At 65.0% G+C, this 20,375-nt stretch carries 23 protein-coding genes; 10 read left to right on the forward strand and 13 right to left on the reverse strand.

Translation table 11 applies throughout. The features are described from left to right. Window positions 1-17 precede the first annotated feature (17 nt). From KSS95_RS02850 to prlC, 5 genes are all read right to left on the reverse strand, one after another. A complete protein-coding gene (locus KSS95_RS02850; RefSeq protein WP_134689069.1) occupies window positions 18-737 on the reverse strand; it encodes a carbonic anhydrase in 720 nt (239 codons plus the stop codon). Window positions 738-1,015: 278 nt separating this feature from the next. Then, a complete protein-coding gene (locus tag KSS95_RS02855; protein WP_217851521.1) occupies window positions 1,016-2,074 on the reverse strand; it encodes a PA0069 family radical SAM protein in 1,059 nt (352 codons plus the stop codon). Window positions 2,075-2,140: 66 nt separating this feature from the next. After that, window positions 2,141-4,150, reverse strand: a complete 2,010-nt coding sequence (locus tag KSS95_RS02860) for a M3 family metallopeptidase (RefSeq protein ID WP_217851523.1) — start codon at window positions 4,148-4,150, stop codon at window positions 2,141-2,143. 132 nt (window positions 4,151-4,282) lie between these two features. After that, window positions 4,283-4,564 (reverse strand): YheV family putative zinc ribbon protein, encoded by a 282-nt coding sequence (locus KSS95_RS02865; RefSeq protein WP_217851525.1) that lies wholly within the window; start codon window positions 4,562-4,564, stop codon window positions 4,283-4,285. Then, the gene (prlC, locus tag KSS95_RS02870) at window positions 4,561-6,612 is read right to left on the reverse strand and encodes an oligopeptidase A (RefSeq protein ID WP_225935557.1); all 2,052 of its coding nucleotides are present in this window, start codon (window positions 6,610-6,612) and stop codon (window positions 4,561-4,563) included. The genes KSS95_RS02865 and prlC overlap by 4 nt, the downstream gene beginning before the upstream one ends. 102 nt (window positions 6,613-6,714) lie before the next feature. Between prlC and KSS95_RS02875 the strand changes: the two genes are divergently transcribed. Then, window positions 6,715-7,257: a gamma carbonic anhydrase family protein gene (locus KSS95_RS02875; protein WP_134689074.1), complete on the forward strand. Its 543-nt coding sequence runs from the start codon at window positions 6,715-6,717 to the stop codon at window positions 7,255-7,257. Window positions 7,258-7,332: 75 nt separating this feature from the next. Further along, window positions 7,333-7,980 (forward strand): HAD family hydrolase, encoded by a 648-nt coding sequence (locus tag KSS95_RS02880; protein ID WP_217851529.1) that lies wholly within the window; start codon window positions 7,333-7,335, stop codon window positions 7,978-7,980. 30 nt (window positions 7,981-8,010) lie between these two features. On the opposite strand, the gene KSS95_RS02885 is transcribed toward KSS95_RS02880, so the two are convergent. Continuing rightward, on the reverse strand, window positions 8,011-9,096 hold the full coding sequence (locus tag KSS95_RS02885) for an aminopeptidase (protein ID WP_217851531.1): 1,086 nt from the start codon (window positions 9,094-9,096) through the stop codon (window positions 8,011-8,013). Window positions 9,097-9,184: 88 nt separating this feature from the next. Between KSS95_RS02885 and KSS95_RS02890 the strand changes: the two genes are divergently transcribed. Next, window positions 9,185-9,598, forward strand: coding sequence for a PA0061/PA0062 family lipoprotein (locus tag KSS95_RS02890; protein ID WP_217851533.1), 414 nt, complete (start codon window positions 9,185-9,187; stop codon window positions 9,596-9,598). A 55-nt stretch (window positions 9,599-9,653) separates the two neighbouring features. Then, window positions 9,654-10,067: a PA0061/PA0062 family lipoprotein gene (locus KSS95_RS02895; RefSeq protein ID WP_217851535.1), complete on the forward strand. Its 414-nt coding sequence runs from the start codon at window positions 9,654-9,656 to the stop codon at window positions 10,065-10,067. A gap of 81 nt (window positions 10,068-10,148) precedes the next feature. Here the strand turns inward: KSS95_RS02895 and KSS95_RS02900 are convergent, their stop codons facing one another. Together KSS95_RS02900 and KSS95_RS02905 are read right to left on the reverse strand one after the other, a co-directional pair. Then, window positions 10,149-10,382, reverse strand: coding sequence for a DUF1161 domain-containing protein (locus KSS95_RS02900; protein ID WP_217851537.1), 234 nt, complete (start codon window positions 10,380-10,382; stop codon window positions 10,149-10,151). A gap of 75 nt (window positions 10,383-10,457) precedes the next feature. Continuing rightward, the gene (locus tag KSS95_RS02905; protein ID WP_217851539.1) at window positions 10,458-10,883 is read right to left on the reverse strand and encodes an OsmC family protein; all 426 of its coding nucleotides are present in this window, start codon (window positions 10,881-10,883) and stop codon (window positions 10,458-10,460) included. Between the two features lie 154 nt (window positions 10,884-11,037). Between KSS95_RS02905 and KSS95_RS02910 the strand changes: the two genes are divergently transcribed. Then, window positions 11,038-12,042 carry an LLM class flavin-dependent oxidoreductase gene (locus tag KSS95_RS02910; protein WP_217851541.1) on the forward strand — a complete coding sequence of 335 codons (1,005 nt, stop codon included), beginning with the start codon at window positions 11,038-11,040 and terminating at the stop codon, window positions 12,040-12,042. Between the two features lie 73 nt (window positions 12,043-12,115). Here KSS95_RS02910 and KSS95_RS02915 read toward each other — a convergent pair whose 3' ends face one another. Both KSS95_RS02915 and KSS95_RS02920 read right to left on the reverse strand, forming a co-directional pair. Next, on the reverse strand, window positions 12,116-12,337 hold the full coding sequence (locus KSS95_RS02915; protein WP_217851543.1) for a DUF1161 domain-containing protein: 222 nt from the start codon (window positions 12,335-12,337) through the stop codon (window positions 12,116-12,118). A 97-nt stretch (window positions 12,338-12,434) separates the two neighbouring features. Next, entirely contained in the window at window positions 12,435-12,650 is a 216-nt protein-coding gene (locus KSS95_RS02920) for a dodecin (protein ID WP_042121737.1), read from the reverse strand. Between the two features lie 150 nt (window positions 12,651-12,800). On the opposite strand from KSS95_RS02920, the gene KSS95_RS02925 reads away from it, so the two are divergent. Then, window positions 12,801-13,124 carry an ElaB/YgaM/YqjD family protein gene (locus tag KSS95_RS02925; protein ID WP_217851545.1) on the forward strand — a complete coding sequence of 108 codons (324 nt, stop codon included), beginning with the start codon at window positions 12,801-12,803 and terminating at the stop codon, window positions 13,122-13,124. Here the strand turns inward: KSS95_RS02925 and KSS95_RS02930 are convergent. After that, a complete protein-coding gene (locus KSS95_RS02930; RefSeq protein WP_217851546.1) occupies window positions 13,121-14,017 on the reverse strand; it encodes a LysR family transcriptional regulator in 897 nt (298 codons plus the stop codon). The two genes, KSS95_RS02925 and KSS95_RS02930, sit on opposite strands and share 4 nt — an antisense overlap. A gap of 126 nt (window positions 14,018-14,143) precedes the next feature. On the opposite strand from KSS95_RS02930, the gene trpB reads away from it, so the two are divergent. After that, window positions 14,144-15,361, forward strand: a complete 1,218-nt coding sequence (trpB, locus tag KSS95_RS02935) for a tryptophan synthase subunit beta (RefSeq protein ID WP_217851548.1) — start codon at window positions 14,144-14,146, stop codon at window positions 15,359-15,361. Beyond that, window positions 15,358-16,167 (forward strand): tryptophan synthase subunit alpha, encoded by an 810-nt coding sequence (gene trpA, locus KSS95_RS02940; RefSeq protein ID WP_217851550.1) that lies wholly within the window; start codon window positions 15,358-15,360, stop codon window positions 16,165-16,167. Before trpB ends, trpA begins: the two co-directional genes overlap by 4 nt. A 101-nt stretch (window positions 16,168-16,268) precedes the next feature. Here trpA and KSS95_RS02945 read toward each other — a convergent pair whose 3' ends face one another. Together KSS95_RS02945 and KSS95_RS02950 are read right to left on the reverse strand one after the other, a co-directional pair. Next, the gene (locus KSS95_RS02945) at window positions 16,269-16,601 is read right to left on the reverse strand and encodes a DOPA 4,5-dioxygenase family protein (RefSeq protein WP_217851552.1); all 333 of its coding nucleotides are present in this window, start codon (window positions 16,599-16,601) and stop codon (window positions 16,269-16,271) included. Between the two features lie 164 nt (window positions 16,602-16,765). Further along, window positions 16,766-17,665 carry a choline sulfate utilization transcriptional regulator gene (locus tag KSS95_RS02950; RefSeq protein ID WP_217851554.1) on the reverse strand — a complete coding sequence of 300 codons (900 nt, stop codon included), beginning with the start codon at window positions 17,663-17,665 and terminating at the stop codon, window positions 16,766-16,768. 109 nt (window positions 17,666-17,774) lie between these two features. Between KSS95_RS02950 and betC the strand changes: the two genes are divergently transcribed. Then, a complete protein-coding gene (gene betC, locus KSS95_RS02955) occupies window positions 17,775-19,292 on the forward strand; it encodes a choline-sulfatase (RefSeq protein WP_217851555.1) in 1,518 nt (505 codons plus the stop codon). A gap of 14 nt (window positions 19,293-19,306) precedes the next feature. Beyond that, on the forward strand, window positions 19,307-20,230 hold the full coding sequence (gene choX / locus KSS95_RS02960) for a choline ABC transporter substrate-binding protein (protein ID WP_217851557.1): 924 nt from the start codon (window positions 19,307-19,309) through the stop codon (window positions 20,228-20,230). The last annotated feature ends 145 nt before the right edge of the window (window positions 20,231-20,375 follow it).

Consider the following 20,375-nt stretch of genomic DNA (forward strand, 5'->3'; position numbering starts at 1 on the left):
CAGCGTGGTCGGGTCGCTTAGTAGCGGCCTCTCGGAGTAGCGGAGGGGATCGACTCGCCGGCCGTCAGCGGCAGGAAGCGGTCGCTGGCGGCATCGTAGGCTTCGATCTGGCTGGTTTCGATGTCGTAGATCCAGCCATGGATATGCAGCTGCCCGGCCGCCAGGCGCGAGGCCACCGATGGGTGGGTGCGCAGGTGATGCAGCTGGGCGATGACGTTTTCCTTGGTCAGCAGTTGCATGCTTTCGTGCTCGCTGCCGCAGGAGCAGTTGTCCTCGATCACCGTGCGCGCGACTTCGGCATGGCGCAGCCAGGCGGCAACGGTGGGCATCTTGTCCAGCGAATGCGGGTTGAGCACCGCACGCATGGCGCCGCAGTCAGAGTGGCCGCAAATGATGATGTGGTGCACGCCCAGGGCCAGTACCGCGTATTCGATGGCACTCGATACACCACCGTTCATCTGCCCATAAGGCGGTACGACGTTGCCGACGTTACGGGTGACGAACAGGTCGCCCGGCGAGCTCTGGGTGATCAGCTCGGGGACGATGCGCGAGTCGGCGCAGGTGATGAACATGGCGCGCGGCTTCTGCGCGGTGGCCAGCTTCTTGAACAGCTCCTGCTGCTCGGGGAAGACTTCGGTGTGAAACCGCAGGAAGCCGTCGACGATATGCTTCATGGCGGCTTCGGCGCTTTCGGCGGGCGCAGCCGGGACGACCTTGGAGGGGTCCTTGACGGGCATGATTCATCCTCTTGGCGGTTTGTTGAAAGTGAATGCCATGTTACCGGGGAAAGATTGCAGTGACGCGGGGATTTAGATGACACGCACGGGTAAATAATCACAGTCGCTGCGGACTGATGACTTACGCTAGCGTAGGAAACTTAACTGAAACTTAATTGCGAACACTCTGGAACTGGCGTCCTAGAGCGGTTTGGCGGGATCTGGATAATAGCAAAAAAGCATCAGTTGCCAAGGGTCATGAGCAGAATTATCGGCTTACCCCAGCCCAACTGATGTTATCAAAACAACGCCATCTGGCCGCCTGGCGGGCAGAAGGCGCTGCAATCGAGCCTCACCTGCTCGCGAGCTTCGAAGCCCAATCGCCTGGCAGCCTTGGCAAAGCGCTGCGCCAGCAGTTCGGCAAACACGCCTTCACCGCGCATCCGCGCCCCAAACCGGCTGTCGTACAGCTCGCCGCCACGGCTTTGGCGAATCAGGCTCAGTACATGGGTGGCGCGTTGCGGGTAATGATCGTGCAACCACTGCTCGAATAGCGGCGCCACCTCCAGCGGCAGGCGCAGCAGCATGTACGCCGCGCTCTGCGCCCCGGCCTCCCTGGCCGCCTCCAACAGATGCTCCAGCTCGCTGTCGTTGATCATCGGGATCATCGGCGAACACAGCACGCCCACCGGCACCCCGGCCTCACGCAGCACGCGGATCGCCCGCAGTCGCGCCTTGGGCGCCGCTGCCCGTGGCTCCAGGGTGCGCTTGAGTTCGTCGTCGAGGGTAGTCAGGCTGATCATCACCCGCGCCAGGCGTTGGCTGGCCAGTTCGGCCAGCAGGTCGAGGTCGCGCAGCACCAGCGAGCCCTTGGTGACGATGGTCACCGGGTGGCGGTAGCGCAGCAGCACCTCCAGCAGGCGCCGGGTCAGTTGCTGTTCGCGCTCGATGGGCTGGTAAGGGTCGGTGTTGGAACCCAGGTTGATCGGCGCACAGGCATAGCCCGGCTTGCTCAGCTGTTGCTCGAGCACCTCGGCGGCGTTGGTCTTGGCGATCAGCTTGGTCTCGAAGTCCAGGCCAGGGGAGAGGTCCCAATAGGCATGGCTGGGGCGGGCGTAGCAGTAGATGCAGCCATGCTCGCAGCCACGGTAGGGATTGATGGCGCGGTCGAAAGGCAGGTCGGGCGAGGTGTTGCGGCTGATGATGGTCCTGGCCGCTTCCACTCGCACTTCGGTGCCCTGGGTGGACGGAACCTCCTGGTGCCAGCCGTCGTCCTCCACCACCGACAGGCGTGGGGCGAAGCGGTTGTGCGGGTTGTGAACCGTGCCACGGCCTCGTTGCGGTGCTGGCGGAATCATGAGCGGCCCCTTGTACTGTGTTTTTATACAGTACAAGGGGCTCGAGCAAACGGCCAGCGCCTTCGGTCAGCTCAGGCCATGCCAGGCGAGGAAGGCATCAGCGTTCGGCTCGCGGCCCAGGAACGCGCGCATGCCTTCTTGCAGCGGGCGGGCAGCGCCGCTGTCGAGTAGCGCCCCTTGCAAGGCCGCACCACTGGCGCGATCCAGCAGGCCATTGCGCTGGAACCGGGTGAACAGGTCGAAAGCCTGCACGTCCGACCAGACATAGGCGTAGTACCCGGCGTCGTAGTAGCTCAGCAGATGCTCGAAGGCATGCGCCGGATGCTCATATTGCTCCAGCGGCCAGAAGCCGCAACGCTCACGCGCCTCGTCCAGGCGCTGGCGCAGGCTTCTGCCGTCACTGGGCGTGGCGTGCAGGTCAAGGTCGAACAAGGCCAGGGCCAGGTCATTGGCGGTCTGCTCGAGCGCCACGCCGCGCAAGCTGGTGAGCAAGGCTTGCAGCGCCTCGCGCTCGATTGCCCGACCGTCGTCCTGGTGCGCCGAGATCCCCGCCAGGTAGTCGGCATCCCAGGCCCAGCGCTCGAACAGCTTGCTGAAGACCTCGACGCCGTCCGCGCCCAGGTTGCTCACCCCGGAAACCACATGGTTGGTGGTGCGCACCAGCAGATGGTGCATGGCATGGCCGAACTCATGGAACAGCTTGAGCAGGCCGGTAGGGTCGAGCAGGGCAGGGCTGCCCTGCGGGACGTCGCTGAAGGCCATCACCACTGCGGGGTGGAAGCGGCCCTCCGCATCGACCCGCCGGTTGCGCACGTAGCGGGTCGCCACCAGGTCGGGCTGCTTGCCGGGATATTGCTCGGCATCCAGGTAAAAATAGCCGACCAGCGCCTGGTCGAGCCACACTTCGAAGGCCCTGACGCTTGGATGCCATACCGCCATTGTGGCGGGCGTTGCATCGGCGACCAGCTTCAGCCCGAACAGCTTGCGCACCAGCTCGACCAAGGCGTCGATCACTTTCGGCAACGGGAAGAACTCCCGGAAGGTATCCAGGGTGAGCAACTGCCTGGCCTGGCGCTCGAGGGTTTGCACGTAGCGCCGGTCCCAAGGTTGCAAGACGCCTAGCCCATGCTGGTGTGCCTGCGCCTGCAATGCCTCGCGCCGCTTGATCATCAGCGGTTTGATGCGCGCCGCCAGGTCATTCAGGAAGCGCCGCAGCTGCTCCGGGTTACCGGCGCTCTTGGCGCGCAAGCTCAGCGCCGGGTAGTCGGCAAAGCCCAGCAAGCGCGCCTTCTTTTCACGCTGCAGGGCCAGGTTGAGCAGGTGGGTGCCATTGTCCTGCTGCGCATCGCTGCTGACGCCACGCTGATGGTGGCGACGATAGACCGCCTCGCGCAGGCTGCGCTCAGCGGCCTGATCGAGCAGCGCCTGGGTCGAGCTGACATCGGTGCCAATCAGCCAACCCGACTTGCCTTGGAGCCTGGCCTGCGCCGCCAAGGCTTCGCGCATCTTCACGGGCAGCCCCGCCAGCAAGGCAGGGTCACTGACATGAGTGCCTGGCAGCTGCATGTTTTCGCCAAACATGTAGGCGAGTTCCTGGATTTTTTCGTTGATCTGCGCAAGTTCCCCCTTGCCTGCCTCATCCAGCTGCGCGCCGTGCCGGACGAAGGCATCGCGGTACCACTGCAAGGTGGCACGCTCATGGGCATCGAGGTTCATGCCCATGCGCTCTGCCAGTTGCTGGTACAGGTCGCGCAATTGCGCACAGGCCAGTTTTTCGTCGAATCGACTGAGCAACTGCCCGTAGGATTCGTTGAGCAGGCGCACCCAATCGTCGCCTTGGTAGGCCAGGGGCGACGCCGCCAGCAGCACGGCATTGAGCTGTGCATCCAGCTCATCTATCGCCAGGACCAGGTCATCCCAGGTCGGCAGCTCACGTTGCTGCGCGATGATCCGGGCAATGCCATCGCGGTGGGCCGTGAGGGCATGGGCAAACGCCTCGCGGGCGTTGGCCAGGGTCACCGCGGCGTAGTCGACAGGCGTGGCGCTGGGTTGCAGGAGGGGGTTAACGGAAGACATGGGGACCATCTCGCTCAGTTGAAAATCTGGCGAGCATGGAAGGCCACCTGGCGCTGGGTGCGTTGCACACCTACTACCCGGTACCGCGAAAAACAGGCGGCCCGGGCATCACGCCCGGACCGCATGACGGCCTTACTCGGCCGGTTTCTTCAGCTTCGGATTGGGGAAGAACTGCACGGTCTGCACCTTGGCCGGCGCCGCCTTCGGCGCCAGGTGGTTGACCCGCGTGCCCAGCTCCGAAGGCACCGACAGCCCCTGTTCGTTGAGGGTGTCGGTGAACCCACAGGCCACGCACTCGCGGTGCGGCACGCCGTCCTCGTTCCACATCATCAGCTTGTCCATCTCGCTGCACGCCGGGCATACCGCCCCGGCGATGAAGCGGCGCTTGCTCTTGCTCACGGCTACCTCGCTCATGCCGCCGCGTCCTCGCTGAGGCCGCTGTGGCGCAACAATGCATCGATGGAAGGCTCACGGCCACGGAAGTCGACGAACAGCACCATCGGCTCGCGGGAGCCGCCACGGGCCAGGATGGCCTCGCGGAACGCGCGACCGGTTTCGGCATTGAGCACGCCTTCTTCCTCGAAGCGCGAGAAGGCGTCGGCTGACAGCACTTCGGCCCATTTGTAGCTGTAGTAGCCCGCCGCGTAACCGCCGGCGAAGATGTGCGCGAAGCTGTTGGGGAAGCGGTTGTAGGCCGGCGGGCGCATCACCGAGACTTCGTCGCGCACGCCCTCGAGCACTTGCAGCACGCCGCGGCCATCGCCATGGGTGGCGTGCAGCTCGAAGTCGAACAGCGAGAACTCCAGCTGGCGCACCATCATCATGCCGGACTGGAAGTTCTTCGCCGCCAGCATCTTGTCCAGCAGGTCCTGGGGCAGTGGCGCGCCGGTCTCGAAGTGGCCGGAGATCAGCGCCAGGCCTTCAGGCTCCCAGCACCAGTTCTCCATGAACTGGCTCGGCAGTTCCACTGCGTCCCAGGCCACGCCGTTGATACCGGACACGCCGGCATGCTCGATGCGGGTCAGCAGGTGGTGCAGGCCATGGCCGAACTCGTGGAACAGGGTGGTGACTTCGTCGTGGGTCAGCAGCGCTGGCTTGCCAGGCGCGGCCGGGGTGAAGTTGCACACCAGGTTGGCCACCGGGCTCTGCAGCGCGCCGGCAGCGGTGCGGCGCCGGTCGCGGGCGCCATCCATCCAGGCGCCGCCGCGCTTGTTGGCGCGGGCGTAGAGGTCGAAGAAGAAGCGCCCGACATGCTGGCCGTTTTCCTTGATCTCGAACAGGCGCACGTCCGGATGCCAGCTGTCGAAGCCCTTGAGCTCGGCGATCTCGATGCCGTACAGGCGCTGCACGATGCTGAACAGGCCGCCCAGCACCTTGTCGATCGGGAAGTAGGCGCGCAGCGCTTCCTGCGACACGCTGTAGCGTTGCTCGCGCAGCTTCTCGCCGAAGTAGCCGGCATCCCAGCTGGCCAGCTCGGCGGTGCCCTGCTCGGCGGCATAGGCCTTGAGCTGCTCCAGGTCCTGGGCGGCAAACGGCTTGGAGCGCTTGGCCAGGTCACGCAGGAAGCTCAGCACCTGGTCGCTGGATTCGGCCATCTTGGTGGCCAGGCTCAGCTCGGCGAAGTTCGGGTAGCCCAGCAGCTTGGCCAACTCCTGGCGCAGGTCGAGGATCTCTCCCATCACCGGGCCGTTGTCGAACTGGCCGGCGTTCGGGCCCTGGTCGGAGGCGCGGGTGCAGTAGGCGGCGTACAGTTCTTCGCGCAGGGCGCGGTCACTGGCGTAGGTCATCACCGCGTAGTAGCTGGGGAATTCCAGAGTGATCAGCCAGCCATCGAGGCCCTTGGCCTGCGCGGCGGCGGCCATCTGTGCCTTGGCCGAGTCGGTCAGCCCGGCCAGCGCGGCTTCATCGGTGACGTGCTTGGTCCAGGCCTGGGTGGCGTCGAGCAACTGGTTGGAGAAGCGGCTGCCCAGTTCGCTGAGCTTGCTCTGCACTTCGGCATAGCGCTGCTGCTGGTCGGCCGGCAGGTCGATACCCGACAGGCGGAAGTCGCGCAGGGCGTGATCGAGGATGGTCTTCTGCGCCACGTCGAAGCCTGCGGCTTCGGGGCTGGCGGCCAGGGCCTGGTAGGCTTCGAACAGGGCACGGTTCTGCCCCAGTTCGGTGGAATAGGCGCTCAGGGCCGGCAGGCACGCTTCATAGGCCTCGCGCAGCGCCTGGCTGTTGCATACCGCGTTGAGGTGGCTGACCGGGCTCCAGGCGGCGCCCAGGCGGTCGTTCAGTTCGTCCATGGCCAGCACCAGGCCGGCCCAGGTCGGGTTCTTGCCCTGCTGTTCGAGGATCTCGGCGATAGCCTTGCGGTTGTCGGCGAGGATCTGCTCGATCGCCGGCAGCACATGCTCGGGGCGAATGGCCGAGAAGGGCGGCAGATCATGGGACTGCAGCAGCGGGTTGTTCGTACTCACGGTTCGGGTACCTTGGCAGGAGAAACACGGGACCATCTTAATTACAATCGACGCCGACCGCAGCAGGCAGCCCGCCTATCGGCATTGCAGAGGAACACTATCATGGCCATCCGCACGTTCCAGGCCCACACGCCCAAAGTTGGACCGCGCGCCTTCGTCGACCGTTCGGCGGTGGTCATCGGCGATGTCGAGCTCGGCGAGGACAGTTCGGTATGGCCGCTGACGGTGGTGCGCGGCGACATGCACCGCATCCGCATCGGCGCGCGCACCAGCGTGCAGGATGGCAGCGTGCTGCACATCACCCACGCCGGGCCGTTCAATCCCGACGGTTTCCCGCTGATCATCGGCGACGAGGTGACCATTGGCCACAAAGTCATGCTGCATGGCTGTACCCTGGGCAACCGCATCCTGGTCGGCATGGGCAGCACGGTCATGGACGGCGCCATCGTCGAAGACGAGGTGATCATCGGTGCCGGCAGCCTGGTGCCGCCGGGCAAGCGCCTGGTCAGTGGCTACCTGTACATGGGCAGCCCAGTGAAGCAGGTGCGCCTGCTGAGCGAGCAGGAGCACGCGTTCTTCGCCTACAGCGCCGGCAACTACGTCAAGCTCAAGGACCAGCATCTGGCCGAAGGCTACGACCAGTAACGCCCACGCATACCTCGTTGCAGGAGCAGGGCGAAGCAATTGTTTGCACGAAGGCCAACCGATACAGAGAAAACCATGCACCAGCAAAACATCCTCTTCGACCTCGACGGCACCCTGACCGACCCCCGCGAGGGCATCACCCGCTCGATCCAGTACGCCCTGGCCAAGCTGGGCATCGACGAACCGGACCTCACCCGCCTCGAGCACTTCATCGGCCCCCCCTTGCTGCAGGCGTTCATGCAGTTCTACGGCTTCGACCAGGCCAAGGCGTGGGAGGCGGTGAACTTCTATCGCGAGCGCTTCAAGGTCACCGGGCTGTACGAAAACCTGCTGTTCGACGGCGTGCCCGAACTGCTGCAGGCGCTCAACGACCGAGGCCGCACGCTGTACATCGCCACCTCAAAACCGTGGGAATACGCCCGCGAGATCGCCCGGCACTTCGCCTTCGACCATCACTTCAAGGTGATCTACGGCAGCGAGCTGGACGGTACCCGTACCAACAAGGTCGAGCTGATCCGCCACCTGCTGGACGAAGAGCGGCTGGACCCGGCGCAGACCTTGATGATCGGCGACCGCAAGCATGACCTGATCGGCGCACGCAGCAATGGCTTGCAGGCGGTGGCGGTGGGCTATGGGTTCGGCAGCCGGGAGGAACTGCAGGCCGAGACGCCAGCGTTCCATTTCGAGACGCTGGCTGAATTGCACCAGGCCTTTATGCGCTGACCTCTTCGCGGGGCAAGTCGCAGCGCCAGTTCACCGCTGCGACTTGCCCGGCGAAGGCATCAAACGCTGCAACTGCGCCTTGCGCCTATCAATGGGCATCCGTCCCAATTCTTCGACTCGCTGGTAAAACCGCAGCCAATCTTCACCAACATCCTTGAACAGCTGAGAAAACGCCGGAACCCACTGATCATAAAGCCCAAACGGCAACAACTTGGCATTATTCATCGGCCCATGGATCCAGGCATCGAAGCGCCGATCCCCGGCCCAGTCCCGATCCCGCACCTCGCGGTACTCGCGGCGCAACCGCTCGAATTCGGCCTGCTTGGCCAGCCGCTTGCCCGGATCATCCAGCGGCCCGGCATAGATCGCCTGCAAGCGCTCGCGGCTGGCCAATACCAGGCGAATGAACTGCTCGCGCTGCGCGCCGCTGGCGGCCTCGGTCGCTGCCAGGCCACGCGCGGCCCGCCATTGCCGCGTACCCTCCTGCTCGACGAAGGAGGCGAACGACTCGTTGAACGCGGTATCGTCCTGCACATAGAACCGCTGGTGCGCCAGCTCGTGGAAGATCACCGTGGCCAGGCGCTCGTCGCCCCAGCCGACCATGCTCGACAGGATCGGGTCGTCGAACCAGCCCAGGGTGGAATAGGCCTCGACGCCGCCGACGTAGACATCCAGCCCGTCCGCACGCAGCAACGCCGCCGCGCCGCGGGCCGCGCCCTGCTGGTAATAGCCGCGGTAGGCCACGCAACCGGCAATCGGGAAGCAGTGGGTCACCGGCTGCAGCGAAAGCTCCGGGGTGGCGAACAGGTTCCACACCACATAGGGCCGGCCCAGGTCGGCGTACACCCGATAGCTGCGGTTGTCCGGCAGCTTGAGCTGCTCGCTGGCAAATACCCGGGCCTGTTGCGCCACTTGCAGGTGCTGGCGCAGCAGCGGGCCGGTGGCCGGATCGGCGATCACCTTGTCCACCGGCTGCCGGGCCCGCAGCAGTTGCCACTGCCCCTCGGCCAGCTGGCCGTAGTAAGCCAGGCTGGAGCAACCGCTCAGCAGGACACCCAGGGCAACGGGAACCAACCCGGTGAAAACGCGGTCCAGAGCCCGACGGCTGCAGCGCATGAAAAGAAAAAGTCCAAACATCGAGGCTGTCTATCTCGCTCGTCGGCCGAATGCGACCAAGACTATCTCGCCCAGGGGGAGCTTCGCCATGCGTACTCTGTTTGCCGTCGGCACACTTGTGCTGCTGTCCGGTTGTGCCACCTTGCCCGATCCCGATCCGAACCAGGCCTGGATCGACCTCGCCCCCGGCGACAACGATTCGCTGCACGCCGTCCTGGTCGACGAACGCGCCTGGGCCGATACCCGCTATTTCGAAGTGCAGCCCGGTAACCACGAACTGACCGTGCGCTACCAGTTCCCCGTGGCCCCGAGCAATATCGGCCCAGTCGCGCAGCCCTTGTGGCGCGACTGCCAGCTCAACCTCAGCTACAAGGGCTTCAGCGCCGGGCAGCGTTATCAGATGCAGGCTGGCAGCATCGGCTTTCGCCCGTGGATCAAGCTGTACGACCAGCAGCAGAAGCTGATCGGCCAGGGCGAACCGGCAGGCTGCCAACGCACCTGAACGCCGCGAACGGCGCTATGCTTGTAGCCTGTGAACCGCGAGCGGGAGTTTCGCCATGCGCCAGCCCATGATGCTGATGGCCCTCAGTGCCCTGGGGGCTTGCGCCAGCCCCTTGCCCCCCACCGACCCCGGCAAGGCCTGGATCGACATGTACACCATCACCCCCGGCCGCACCTTGATGGCCGACCGCCTCGACGGCCAGCGCCTGGACGATGGTCGTTATTTCCAGGTGACGCCGGGCAAGCATGAGCTGGTGGTGCGTTTCGACTACGAGATCTATGCCGGTGGTATGAGCACCGACCCGACCGAACGCACCTGCTATCTCACCGTGCGCTTCAACGACTTCAAGGCTGGCGAGCGCTATCGCCTTGAGGCCAGGGCACCCGCGATGCAGCCGCAGGTGCTGCTGTACGACGGCAATCGCAAGGTGGTGGTGAACGAGCCTAGCAACGTGTTCTGCATTCCTTGAAAGCCGCCGTAGCCTGCGCCAGATACTGCGGCGCCTGGTTCGCCAGCCAGGCTGGCTGCTACAGGTAGGGACGCGCCAGGGCTATCGATCGTTCTTTTGGTAGACGATCTTCTTCGTCCCGCCCTCGCAACTGCCCACGATCATGTTGGGGTCGCTGACCTCGGCGTTGGGCACGATTTCCAGCGTGTAGGAGCTGACCCCGCGCGCCTGGATCTTCGCCTCGATCTCGGCCTTCAATTCTTCGCACGGTTTGGGCGCGGCCAGTGCCGCCGTAGCCAGCAGGGAGGCCAGCACGGCGAGGGTTACGCGAATCATGGGGAACGGCTCCTGGTAAGGCAGGCGGGCTGCCGACGCAGATTAGACTACAGCAATCGGCCGCCGTTGCGCCGCCTACGGCAGTAGCGTCGCCTCCAGGCTGATGGTCGCGTTGAGCACCTTGGACACCGGGCAACCAGCCTTGGCCTTGTGGGCGACTTCCTGGAACTGCGCCTCGCTGGCGCCCGGCACGCTGGCCTTGAGGGTCAGGTGCACCGCCGTGATGGCAAAGCCATCGGCCTGCTTGTCCAGGCTCACCTCGGCGTGGGTATCGATACGCTCCGCGGTGAAGCCCGCTTCACCGAGCATCATCGCCAGCGCCATGGAGAAGCACCCGGCATGTGCGGCGCCGATCAGCTCCTCCGGATTGGTCCCGGGGCTGCCCTCGAAGCGGGTGTTGAAGCCATAGGGCGCCTGCTTGAGCGCGCCGCTTTCAGTGGATATCTGGCCCTTGCCATCCTTCAGGCCACCTTGCCAGACCGCCGATGCCGACTTTTTCATGCTGCCTCCTGGTCACAGGGTTTTGGTATGTAAGTTTCTGAGGCCAGGGCCCCCGCCAAGTTCAGATCAATCCATGACCAGGCATTGAATCCGCCGAATGTGCCCATACAGAGTCCAGAAGGCCCTTGGCCAACCACCTGTAGCGGAGGCTCCGATGACCCACCTGCGAGACCTGAAGATTTCCACCCTCGACCTGGTGCCGGTGCGCGCCGACGGCGGCCCGGCGCAAGCGCTGCGCAACTCGCTGGACCTGGCGCAGCACGTCGAGCGCTTCGGCTACAACCGCTTCTGGGTGGCCGAGCACCACAACATGGACGGCATCGCCAGCTCGGCCACCGCCGTGCTGATTGGCTATCTGGCGGGTGGCACCTCGACCATTCGCCTGGGCTCCGGTGGGGTGATGCTGCCCAACCACGCGCCGTTGGTGGTGGCCGAGCAGTTCGGTACCCTGGCCAGCCTGTACCCCGGCCGCATCGACCTGGGCCTGGGCCGCGCCCCGGGTTCCGACCAGATGACCGCCCGCGCGCTGCGCCGCGAGCGTTCCGGCAGCGCCGACGATTTCCCCGACGATGTCGAGGAGCTATCGCGCTACCTGGGCCCGCGCACCGACGACCAGAAGGTCATCGCCGTGCCCGGCCATGACACCGAGGTACCCCTGTGGCTGCTCGGCTCCAGCCTGTTCAGCGCCCAACTGGCCGGCATGCGCGGCATGCCCTATGCCTTCGCCTCGCATTTCGCGCCGCGCTACATGCACGAGGCGATCCGCATCTACCGCGACCACTTCAAGCCATCGACGACGCTGGACAAACCCTACGTGATGCTGGGTATCCCGATGGTGGTGGCCGAAACTGACGAGAAGGCCGAGTACCTGGCCACCTCGGTGTACCAGCGCATTCTGGCGTTGATCCGCGGTCAGAGCTTGATGCAGCGCCCGCCAGTCGAAAGCATGAACGGGCTGTGGCTGCCCCATGAGCGCGAGGCGGTAAGCAGCTTCCTGGGCCTGGCGATGATCGGCAGCCCGCAGAAGGTGCGGGCCAAGGTGGAGGTGCTGTTGGAACAGACCGGCGCGGACGAGCTGATCTTCACCAGCGACCTGTACGAGCATGCGGACCGGCTCAAGTCCTATGAGCTGATGGCGCAGGCACTGCAGACCGCGTGAGGCCCTGCGCCGGCAAGGCCGGCTCCTACACCTAACCTGTAGGAGCCGGCCTTGCCGGCGAAGACGCCAACAGTCAACCGCGGCGGTAGACGATTTCCTTGGTGCCGCCCTCGCAGCTGCCGATCACCTTGCCGGCCGGCTCGCCCTTCTTGACGATCTCCAGCGAATAACCCTGCACGCCCTTGGCATCGAGCTTGGCGGCGATCTCCGCCTTGAGCTCCTCGCAGGGCTTGCCTGCCGCCATTGCACCACCGGCCAATACCATCAGGCCCACGGCCAGAATCAGTTTGTTCATCGATCGCTTTCCTTGTACTGATCAAAGACGAAAAGGGCGCGAAGCACGCGCCCTGGGACCTTATTACCCGATCATGCCGGGCAAGCCTAGCCTTGTTTCAGCTGTTGGCGATACGGAAGCCGACCTTCAGCGTCACCTGGAAATGCGCGGCCTTGTTGTCGCGGATATGCCCGCGGGTATCGACCACCTCGAACCATTCCAGGTGCTTGATGCTCTTGCCCGCCTCGGCCAGGGCATTGTTGATCGCGTCCTCGATGCTGGTGGGCGAGGAGCCGACCAGTTCGATCTTCTTGTAGGTATGGTGATCCGACATGAGCGCTCTCCTTGAGTGGGTGTCAGTTGAGCCTAGCAGCACAGGCCTGGTTTACCTGCGAGCCATCGTCGCAGGGGAAAGTTCGATCGCACTTTCGCCAAGCCGCGCAGTCGCAACCAGTACAGCCCACTACCGCGAAGGAGAGTCACCATGGCCCACAACTCGCTGCGCAAAGCGTCGCTGGAAAGCATGGAAGCCGAGATCGAGAGCCTGCTCAAGGCCCTGGAGCACCTCAAGCACGATGCCTCGGAAGAGTCCCACAAGACCATGAAGGCGCTGCGCGGCAATGCCGAGAACGCCCTCAAGCACTCGCGCAGCCTGCTCAGCGATGCCTATGACGAGGTCAAGACCCGCACCCGCCAGACCGGCATCGCCACCCGCGACTATGCCCAGGAACACCCCTGGACCACCGCCGGCGTGGCGGTGGGCGCCCTTGGCCTGCTGGCCGCCTACCTGATGTGCCGGCGCAACTAACCGGCCTGGCGCTGTAGTTCCTGGCGCAGCCAATGCGCCAGTTGCTCGGCGCGCCCGTCCGCGGCGCGCCGGGGTACCCAGAGCGCCAGGGCCGCCGGGGTCGGGGAAAAGCCCCAGGGCGCGACCAGCCGCCCGGCCTTGAGGTCATCCGCCACCAGCGGTTGCGGCGCGATGGCCACCCCCAACCCGGCCACTGCAGCCTCCAGCAGGTAGTACAAGTGCTCGAAGGCCTGGCCGTACTGCAGGCCCTCGGCGGCCAGGCCATGCTGGCGCGCCCAGGTTGGCCAGGCTTGTGGACGGGACGTGGTGTGCAATACCGCGAATCGTTGCAAAGCCACGGCTGGCGCGGCCTTCAAACGATCGAAGCTTTCGCACAGCGGGCTCAGTACCGGGCCGATGCGCTCCTCGGCGAGCACATGCACCTGCATGTCCGCAGGCCAGGGCGGCTCGGCGTACACCAGCAGCGCATCCAGCCCTGGGCGGCGTGGGTCGAGGTCGCCTTCACCGGCGGACAGGTGCAGGCGCAGTTCCGGCAGGTCAGCCTTCAGCCGCCCAAGCCGGGGGATGAACCAACGCGCCAGCAGGCTGCCGGAGCAGCCCAGCACGAACGGCGCTTCGTCGGCATCACGGGCCAATTCGGCACAGGCGCCGCGCAAGCGGTCGAACGCCTCGAAGCTGGCATCGCGCAGGCGCACGCCGGCATCTGTGAGTTTGATGCCGCGTCCTTCCTTGACGAAAAGCACCACCCCCAAATGCTCCTCGAGCACCTTGAGCTGCCGACTGACCGCACCATGGGTCACGTGAAGCGCTTCGGCGGCCTGGCTGACGCTGTTGAGCCGAGCCGTGGCCTCGAAGGCGCGCAGGGCGTTGAGGGGCGGGAGATCCTGAGCCATTTGACTTGTGAGTTTTCCTGACAGGTTTGCGCAATCTTATCGGTTTTCAGCCGGGCGTGCGCTGGTTAGAGTAGACCTCATTGATCAGCCTCAGCCCCTTTATCGACTATGTCTACGGAGCGCCCCATGACCCAGACCCAATACCGCGCCGGCCCTGATGCCAACGGCCTGTTCGGCTCGTTCGGCGGCCGCTACGTGGCCGAAACCCTGATGCCGCTGGTGCTCGACCTGGCCCGCGAATACGAAGCCGCCAAGGCCGATCCCAAGTTCCTCGAGGACCTGGCCTACTTCCAGCGCGACTACATCGGCCGCCCCAACCCGCTGTACTTCGCCGAGCGCCTGACCGAGCACTGCGGCGGCGCGAAGATCTTCTTCAAGCGTGAAGAGCTCAACCACACCGGCGCGCACAAGGTGAACAACTGCATCGGCCAGGTGCTGCTGGCCAAGCGCATGGGCAAGAAGCGCCTGATCGCCGAGACCGGCGCCGGCATGCACGGCGTGGCCACCGCCACCGTGGCCGCGCGCTTCGGCCTGCCCTGCGTGATCTACATGGGCGCCACCGACATCGAGCGCCAGCAGGCCAACGTGTTCCGCATGAAACTGCTGGGTGCCGAGATCGTCCCGGTCACTGCCGGCACCGGCACCCTGAAGGACGCCATGAACGAGGCCCTGCGCGACTGGGTCACCAACGTCGACGACACTTTCTACCTGATCGGCACCGTGGCCGGTCCACACCCGTACCCGGCGATGGTCCGCGACTTCCAGTCGATCATCGGCAAGGAAACCCGCGCCCAGCTGCAGGAAAAGGAAGGGCGCCTGCCCGACAGCCTGATCGCCTGCGTCGGCGGCGGCTCCAACGCCATGGGCCTGTTCCACGACTTCCTCGATGATGCCAGCGTGCAGATCATCGGCGTCGAAGCCGGTGGCCACGGCGTGCACACCGACAAGCACGCGGCCAGCCTCAACGGCGGCGTGCCCGGCGTGCTGCACGGCAACCGCACCTACCTGCTGCAGGACGACGACGGCCAGATCACCGACGCCCACTCGATTTCCGCAGGCCTGGACTACCCCGGCATCGGCCCGGAGCACGCCTTCCTGCATGAAGTGAAGCGCGTGGAGTACGTCAGCATCACCGACGACGAGGCCCTGGACGCCTTCCACGCCACCTGCCGCCTGGAAGGCATCATCCCGGCGCTGGAGAGCTCCCACGCCCTGGCCGAGGCGATCAAGCGCGCGCCGAAGCTGCCCAAGGACCACCTGATGGTGATCTGCCTGTCCGGTCGCGGCGACAAGGACATGCAAACCGTGATGAACCACATGGCCGCCCAGGAGAAACAGGCATGAGCCGTCTCGAACAACGCTTCGCCGAACTCAAGGCCGAAGGCCGCTCGGCCCTGGTCACCTTCGTCACCGCCGGCGACCCGGGCTACGACGCCTCGCTGCAGATCCTCAAGGGCCTGCCGGCCGCTGGCGCCGACGTGATCGAGCTGGGCATGCCGTTCACCGATCCGATGGCCGACGGCGTGGCGATCCAGCTTGCCACCCTGCGTGCCCTGGAAGCCGGCCAGACCCTGGCCAAGACCTTGCAGATGGTGCGTGAATTCCGTGTGGATAACCAAACCACGCCGATCGTGCTGATGGGTTACTACAACCCGATCCATCGCTTCGGCGTGGAGCAGTTCGTCGCCGAGGCAAAAGAGGCCGGCGTCGATGGCCTGATCATCGTCGACCTGCCACCGGAGCACGACGCCGAGCTGGCCACCCCGGCCCAGGCCGCCGGCATCGACTTCATCCGCCTGACCACCCCGACCACCGACGACGTACGCCTGCCGCGGGTGCTGGAGCGCAGCTCGGGGTTCGTCTACTACGTATCGGTGGCGGGTGTGACCGGTGCGGGTTCGGCGACCACCGAGCATGTGACCCAGGCCATTGCCCGCCTGCGCCGGCATACCGACCTGCCGATCAGCGTTGGCTTTGGTATCCGCACGCCTGAGCAGGCAGCGGCGATTGCCCGCCTGGCCGATGGCGTGGTGGTGGGTTCGGCGCTGGTCGACAAGATCGCCCAGGCCAAGGATGCCGACCAGGCGGTGAAGGATGTGCTGAGCCTGTGCTCGACGCTGGCCGAAGGCGTACGCGCCGCTCGGGCCTGATCCGCGTCGCCTTGTTCGCCGGCAAAGCCGGCTCCTACAGGTTATACGACGATCCCTTGTAGGAGCCGGCCTTGCCGGCGAACAACGTCAGCCGGCGCAACCTAACCTTCGAATATCGACAGGTCCAACGGCCTGATCGCCCCCATCCAGATCGCATGATCGCGGTGATCCGCCAGCTCATCGCCGGTCTCCGGGTGCAGGAACACCACCAGCCCCTTGCGATACAACGCCAACCACGGCAACACCACCCCCACCACCTCCGGCCCGAAGGCCAGCTGGCAGCTCCAGTCCGGGTGCGGCCCGACGGGTTTCTGGTGCATCCGCCCCATGGTCACGGGGAACAGCCGCGCCGCTTCCTCGCACAGCTCGCGGGCCTGCTGCATGGTCGATGCGTCGTAGTACACGTGGGCGTGATAGCCCTTGATCCTTTGCACAGCGGCTCCTGATTGCAGTAATTCGAACGTCTTGAAGTCTACGCCATCCCTGTAGGAGCGGCCTTGTGTCGCGAAAGGGCTGCGCAGCAGCCCCGGCAATGTTGCAGGAATGCTGAAATCTGGGGCTGCTGCGCAGCCCTTTCCGCGCCTACAGACAGCGCCGCTCATCGGCCACGCTCCTGCTCCAGCCAGTCGACGAAGCGCTGGATCAGCGCCCCGCGCCGTTTGCGCGGTGGCAGCACCACGTAGTACCCGCGCGCCGACCGTAAGCTGCCCTCCATGGGCCGGCACAACAACCCCTGCTCGACTAGCCCATCAACCAGGTGCGCCCAGCCAATCGCCACCCCTTGCCCGGCAATCGCCGCCTGAATCAGCAACGTGTAGTTGTCGAAGCGCAATTGCCCGGACGGAGGAGGGCTGTCCACACCAAGGCCACGAAACACCCCGGCCCAATCGAACCAGCGACTGGCCTGCTCGCCCTTCAGGTGTAGCAGTGGCAAGCGTTGCAAAGCCACGGCTGACAAGGGTTTGCCATGAATCAGCCGAGGGCTGCACACCGGGAAAACTTCCTCATCGAACAGCCAGCGGCTCTCGCCCTGATGGAAGCGCCCATCACCGAACAGCACCGCCACATCGATGTCCGGGCGCAGCATCGCCTGGCTGCGCTCGCCGGTCACCAAGCTCACGTCCACCTGTGGATAAGCCTCGTGGAAACGCTGCAAGCGTGGCATCAGCCAGAACGCCGCAAAGGCGAAGTCGGTAGCCACCTGCAGCACCTCGCGCTGGCCGCGCCCACTGGCCTGGGCAACGCCATCGTCCATCGCCTGCAAGCCCTGGTGCACCTGTTCGAACAACAGCAACCCCGCCTCGGTCAGCTCGATGCCCCGGTAGATTCGGTCGAACAACCGCGTCCCCAGGTGCGCCTCCAGGCGCTTCATCTGCTGGCTGACCGCCGGCTGGGTGGTGCCCAGCTCCACGGCGGCAGCGGTGAAGCTGCGCAGGCGGGCGGCGGCCTCGAACACGCGCAAGGCGTCGAGGGACAAGTCGGCGAGGTGCTCAAACATAAGCTTGGCTAATCCCAGTCATTGCCCGGCATGGGCTTTACCCACGTTATCCACAGCACCATGCTGGATTGCAAGCATTCACCATAACTCCTGACGATGGAAGGGCACCATGAAGCGACCCAATATCCTGTTCATCATGGCCGACCAGATGGCCGCGCCGCTGCTGCCGATCTACAACCCGTCGCCGATCAGGATGCCCAACCTGGCCCGCCTGGCCGAACAGGCCGTGGTGTTCGACTCTGCCTATTGCAACAGCCCGCTGTGCGCGCCATCACGCTTCACCCTGGTCAGCGGCCAGTTGCCCAGCCGCATTGGCGCCTACGACAACGCTGCCGATTTCCCCGCCGATGTGCCGACTTATGCACACTACCTGCGGCGCCTGGGTTACCGCACCGCGCTGTCGGGCAAGATGCACTTCTGCGGCCCGGACCAGCTGCACGGCTACGAGCAACGCCTGACCAGCGACATCTACCCGGCCGATTACGGCTGGGCGGTAAATTGGGATGCGCCGGGCGAGCGCCCGAGCTGGTACCACAACATGTCCTCGGTGTTGCAGGCCGGCCCCTGCGTGCGCACCAACCAGCTGGATTTCGACGAGGAGGTGGTGTTCAAGGCCCGCCAATACCTTTACGACCATGTGCGCGAGGACGATGGCCGGCCGTTCTGCCTGACCGTTTCCATGACCCATCCGCACGACCCCTACACCATCCCCAAGCACTACTGGGATAGGTACGAGGCTGTGGATATCCCGCTGCCGCGCGAGGAAATCGCCCAGGACCAGCAGGACCCGCACTCGCAACGCCTGCTGAAGGTCTACGACCTGTGGAACAAGCCCCTGCCCGTGGACAAGGTCCGCGACGCCCGCCGCGCCTACTTCGGCGCCTGCAGCTACATCGACGACAACATCGGCAAGCTGCTGCAGACCCTCGCAGACTGTGGCCTGGCCGACGACACCCTGATCGTCTTCTCCGGCGACCACGGCGACATGCTTGGCGAGCGCGGGCTCTGGTACAAGATGCACTGGTTCGAGATGTCGGCGCGGGTGCCGCTGCTGGTCCACGCGCCCAAGCGCTTCGCACCGGCCCGGGTCAGCGCCAGCGTGTCCACCTGCGACCTGCTGCCAACCCTGGTCGAACTGGCCGGTGGTGCCGTGGATAACCAACTGCACCTGGACGGTCGCTCGCTGCTCGGCCACCTGCAAGGGCAGGGCGGCCATGACGAGGTGATCGGCGAATACATGGCCGAAGGCACGGTCGGCCCGCTGATGATGATCCGCCGCGGCGCCTACAAGTTCGTGTACAGCGAGGACGACCCCTGTTTACTCTACGACCTGAGCCGCGACCCGCACGAGCGGGAGAACCTCACCGGCAGCCCGGATCACCAGGCGCTGCTGCAGGCATTTGTCGATGAAGCCCGCCAGCGCTGGGACATCCCCAGCCTGCGCCAGCAGGTGCTGGCCAGTCAGCGCCGCCGCCGCCTGGTGGCCGAGGCGCTGGCCATCGGCACGCTGAAAAGCTGGGACCACCAACCGCTGGTGGACGCCAGCCAACAGTACATGCGCAACCACATCGATCTCGACGACCTCGAGCGCAAGGCACGTTATCCACAGCCCGCACCCCTGGATTGAGAAGAGAGGCCGCCATGCAGAAGTTCTCCACCGCCGTGCTCGCCCTGGCCCTGAGCCTGGGCACGGCCCACGCCGCCGACAACGACGCGCAATGCAGCACCGTGAAACTGGCCGACCCCGGCTGGAGCGATATCGCCAGCACCAATGCCGTTGCCCGCCTGCTCCTGGAAAGCCTGGGCTACCAGGTGAAGATCGACAGCCTGGCCGTGCCGATCATCTATGGAGGCTTGAAGGATGGCCGGGTGGATGCCTTCCTTGGCAACTGGATGCCGGCGCACCAGGGCTTCCATGACAAGTTCATCGCCAGCGGTGATGTACAGCGACTGGCGCGCAACCTCGAAGGCACGGAATTTACCCTGGCGGTGCCGGACTATGTGTGGAACGCCGGGGTAAAAGACTTCGCCGACCTGCAAAAACACGCCGACCGGTTCGACAACAAGCTCTACGGCATCGGCTCCGGCGCGCCGGCCAACCTGTCGCTGAAGGAGATCATTGCCAACAACGCATTCGACCTGGGCCGGTGGAAACTGGTCGAGTCCAGCGAGCAGGCGATGCTGGCCCAAGTGGACCGGGCGGTGAAGAAGCAGCAGTTCATCACCTTCCTCGGCTGGACCCCGCACCCGATGAACGTGAAGCTGAAGATGCATTACCTCACGGGTGGGGAGCAGTGGTTCGGCAGCAAGGGCGAGGTGTACACCCTGACCCGCAAAGGTTATCCACAAGCCTGTCCGAATGTGGCGAAGCTGCTGGGGAACCTGAAGTTCTCGCTGGAGATGGAGAACAGCATCATGGCTGAGGTTGTGGATAAGAAGGTGAGCTTCGATGAGGCGGCCAGGGGTTGGGTGAAGGCTCATCCACAGGTGCTGGATGGTTGGCTCGCAGGCGTGACCACCAAAGCTGGCGGGGATGCAGCAGAAACGGTCAAAGCCACACTCTGATTTTTGTCTGTTAGGCTGCCAGGGCCGCTTTGCGGCCCTTTCGCGACACAAGGCCGCTCCTACAGGAGTTCGCGCTTTTCTGTAGGAGCGGCCTTGTGTCGCGAAACGAGGGCAAAGCCCTCGCCAGCGATACTGAACAGGAATG

The sequence above is a fragment of the Pseudomonas muyukensis genome, from assembly GCF_019139535.1.
GTDB classification, from domain to species: Bacteria; Pseudomonadota; Gammaproteobacteria; order Pseudomonadales; family Pseudomonadaceae; genus Aquipseudomonas; species Aquipseudomonas muyukensis.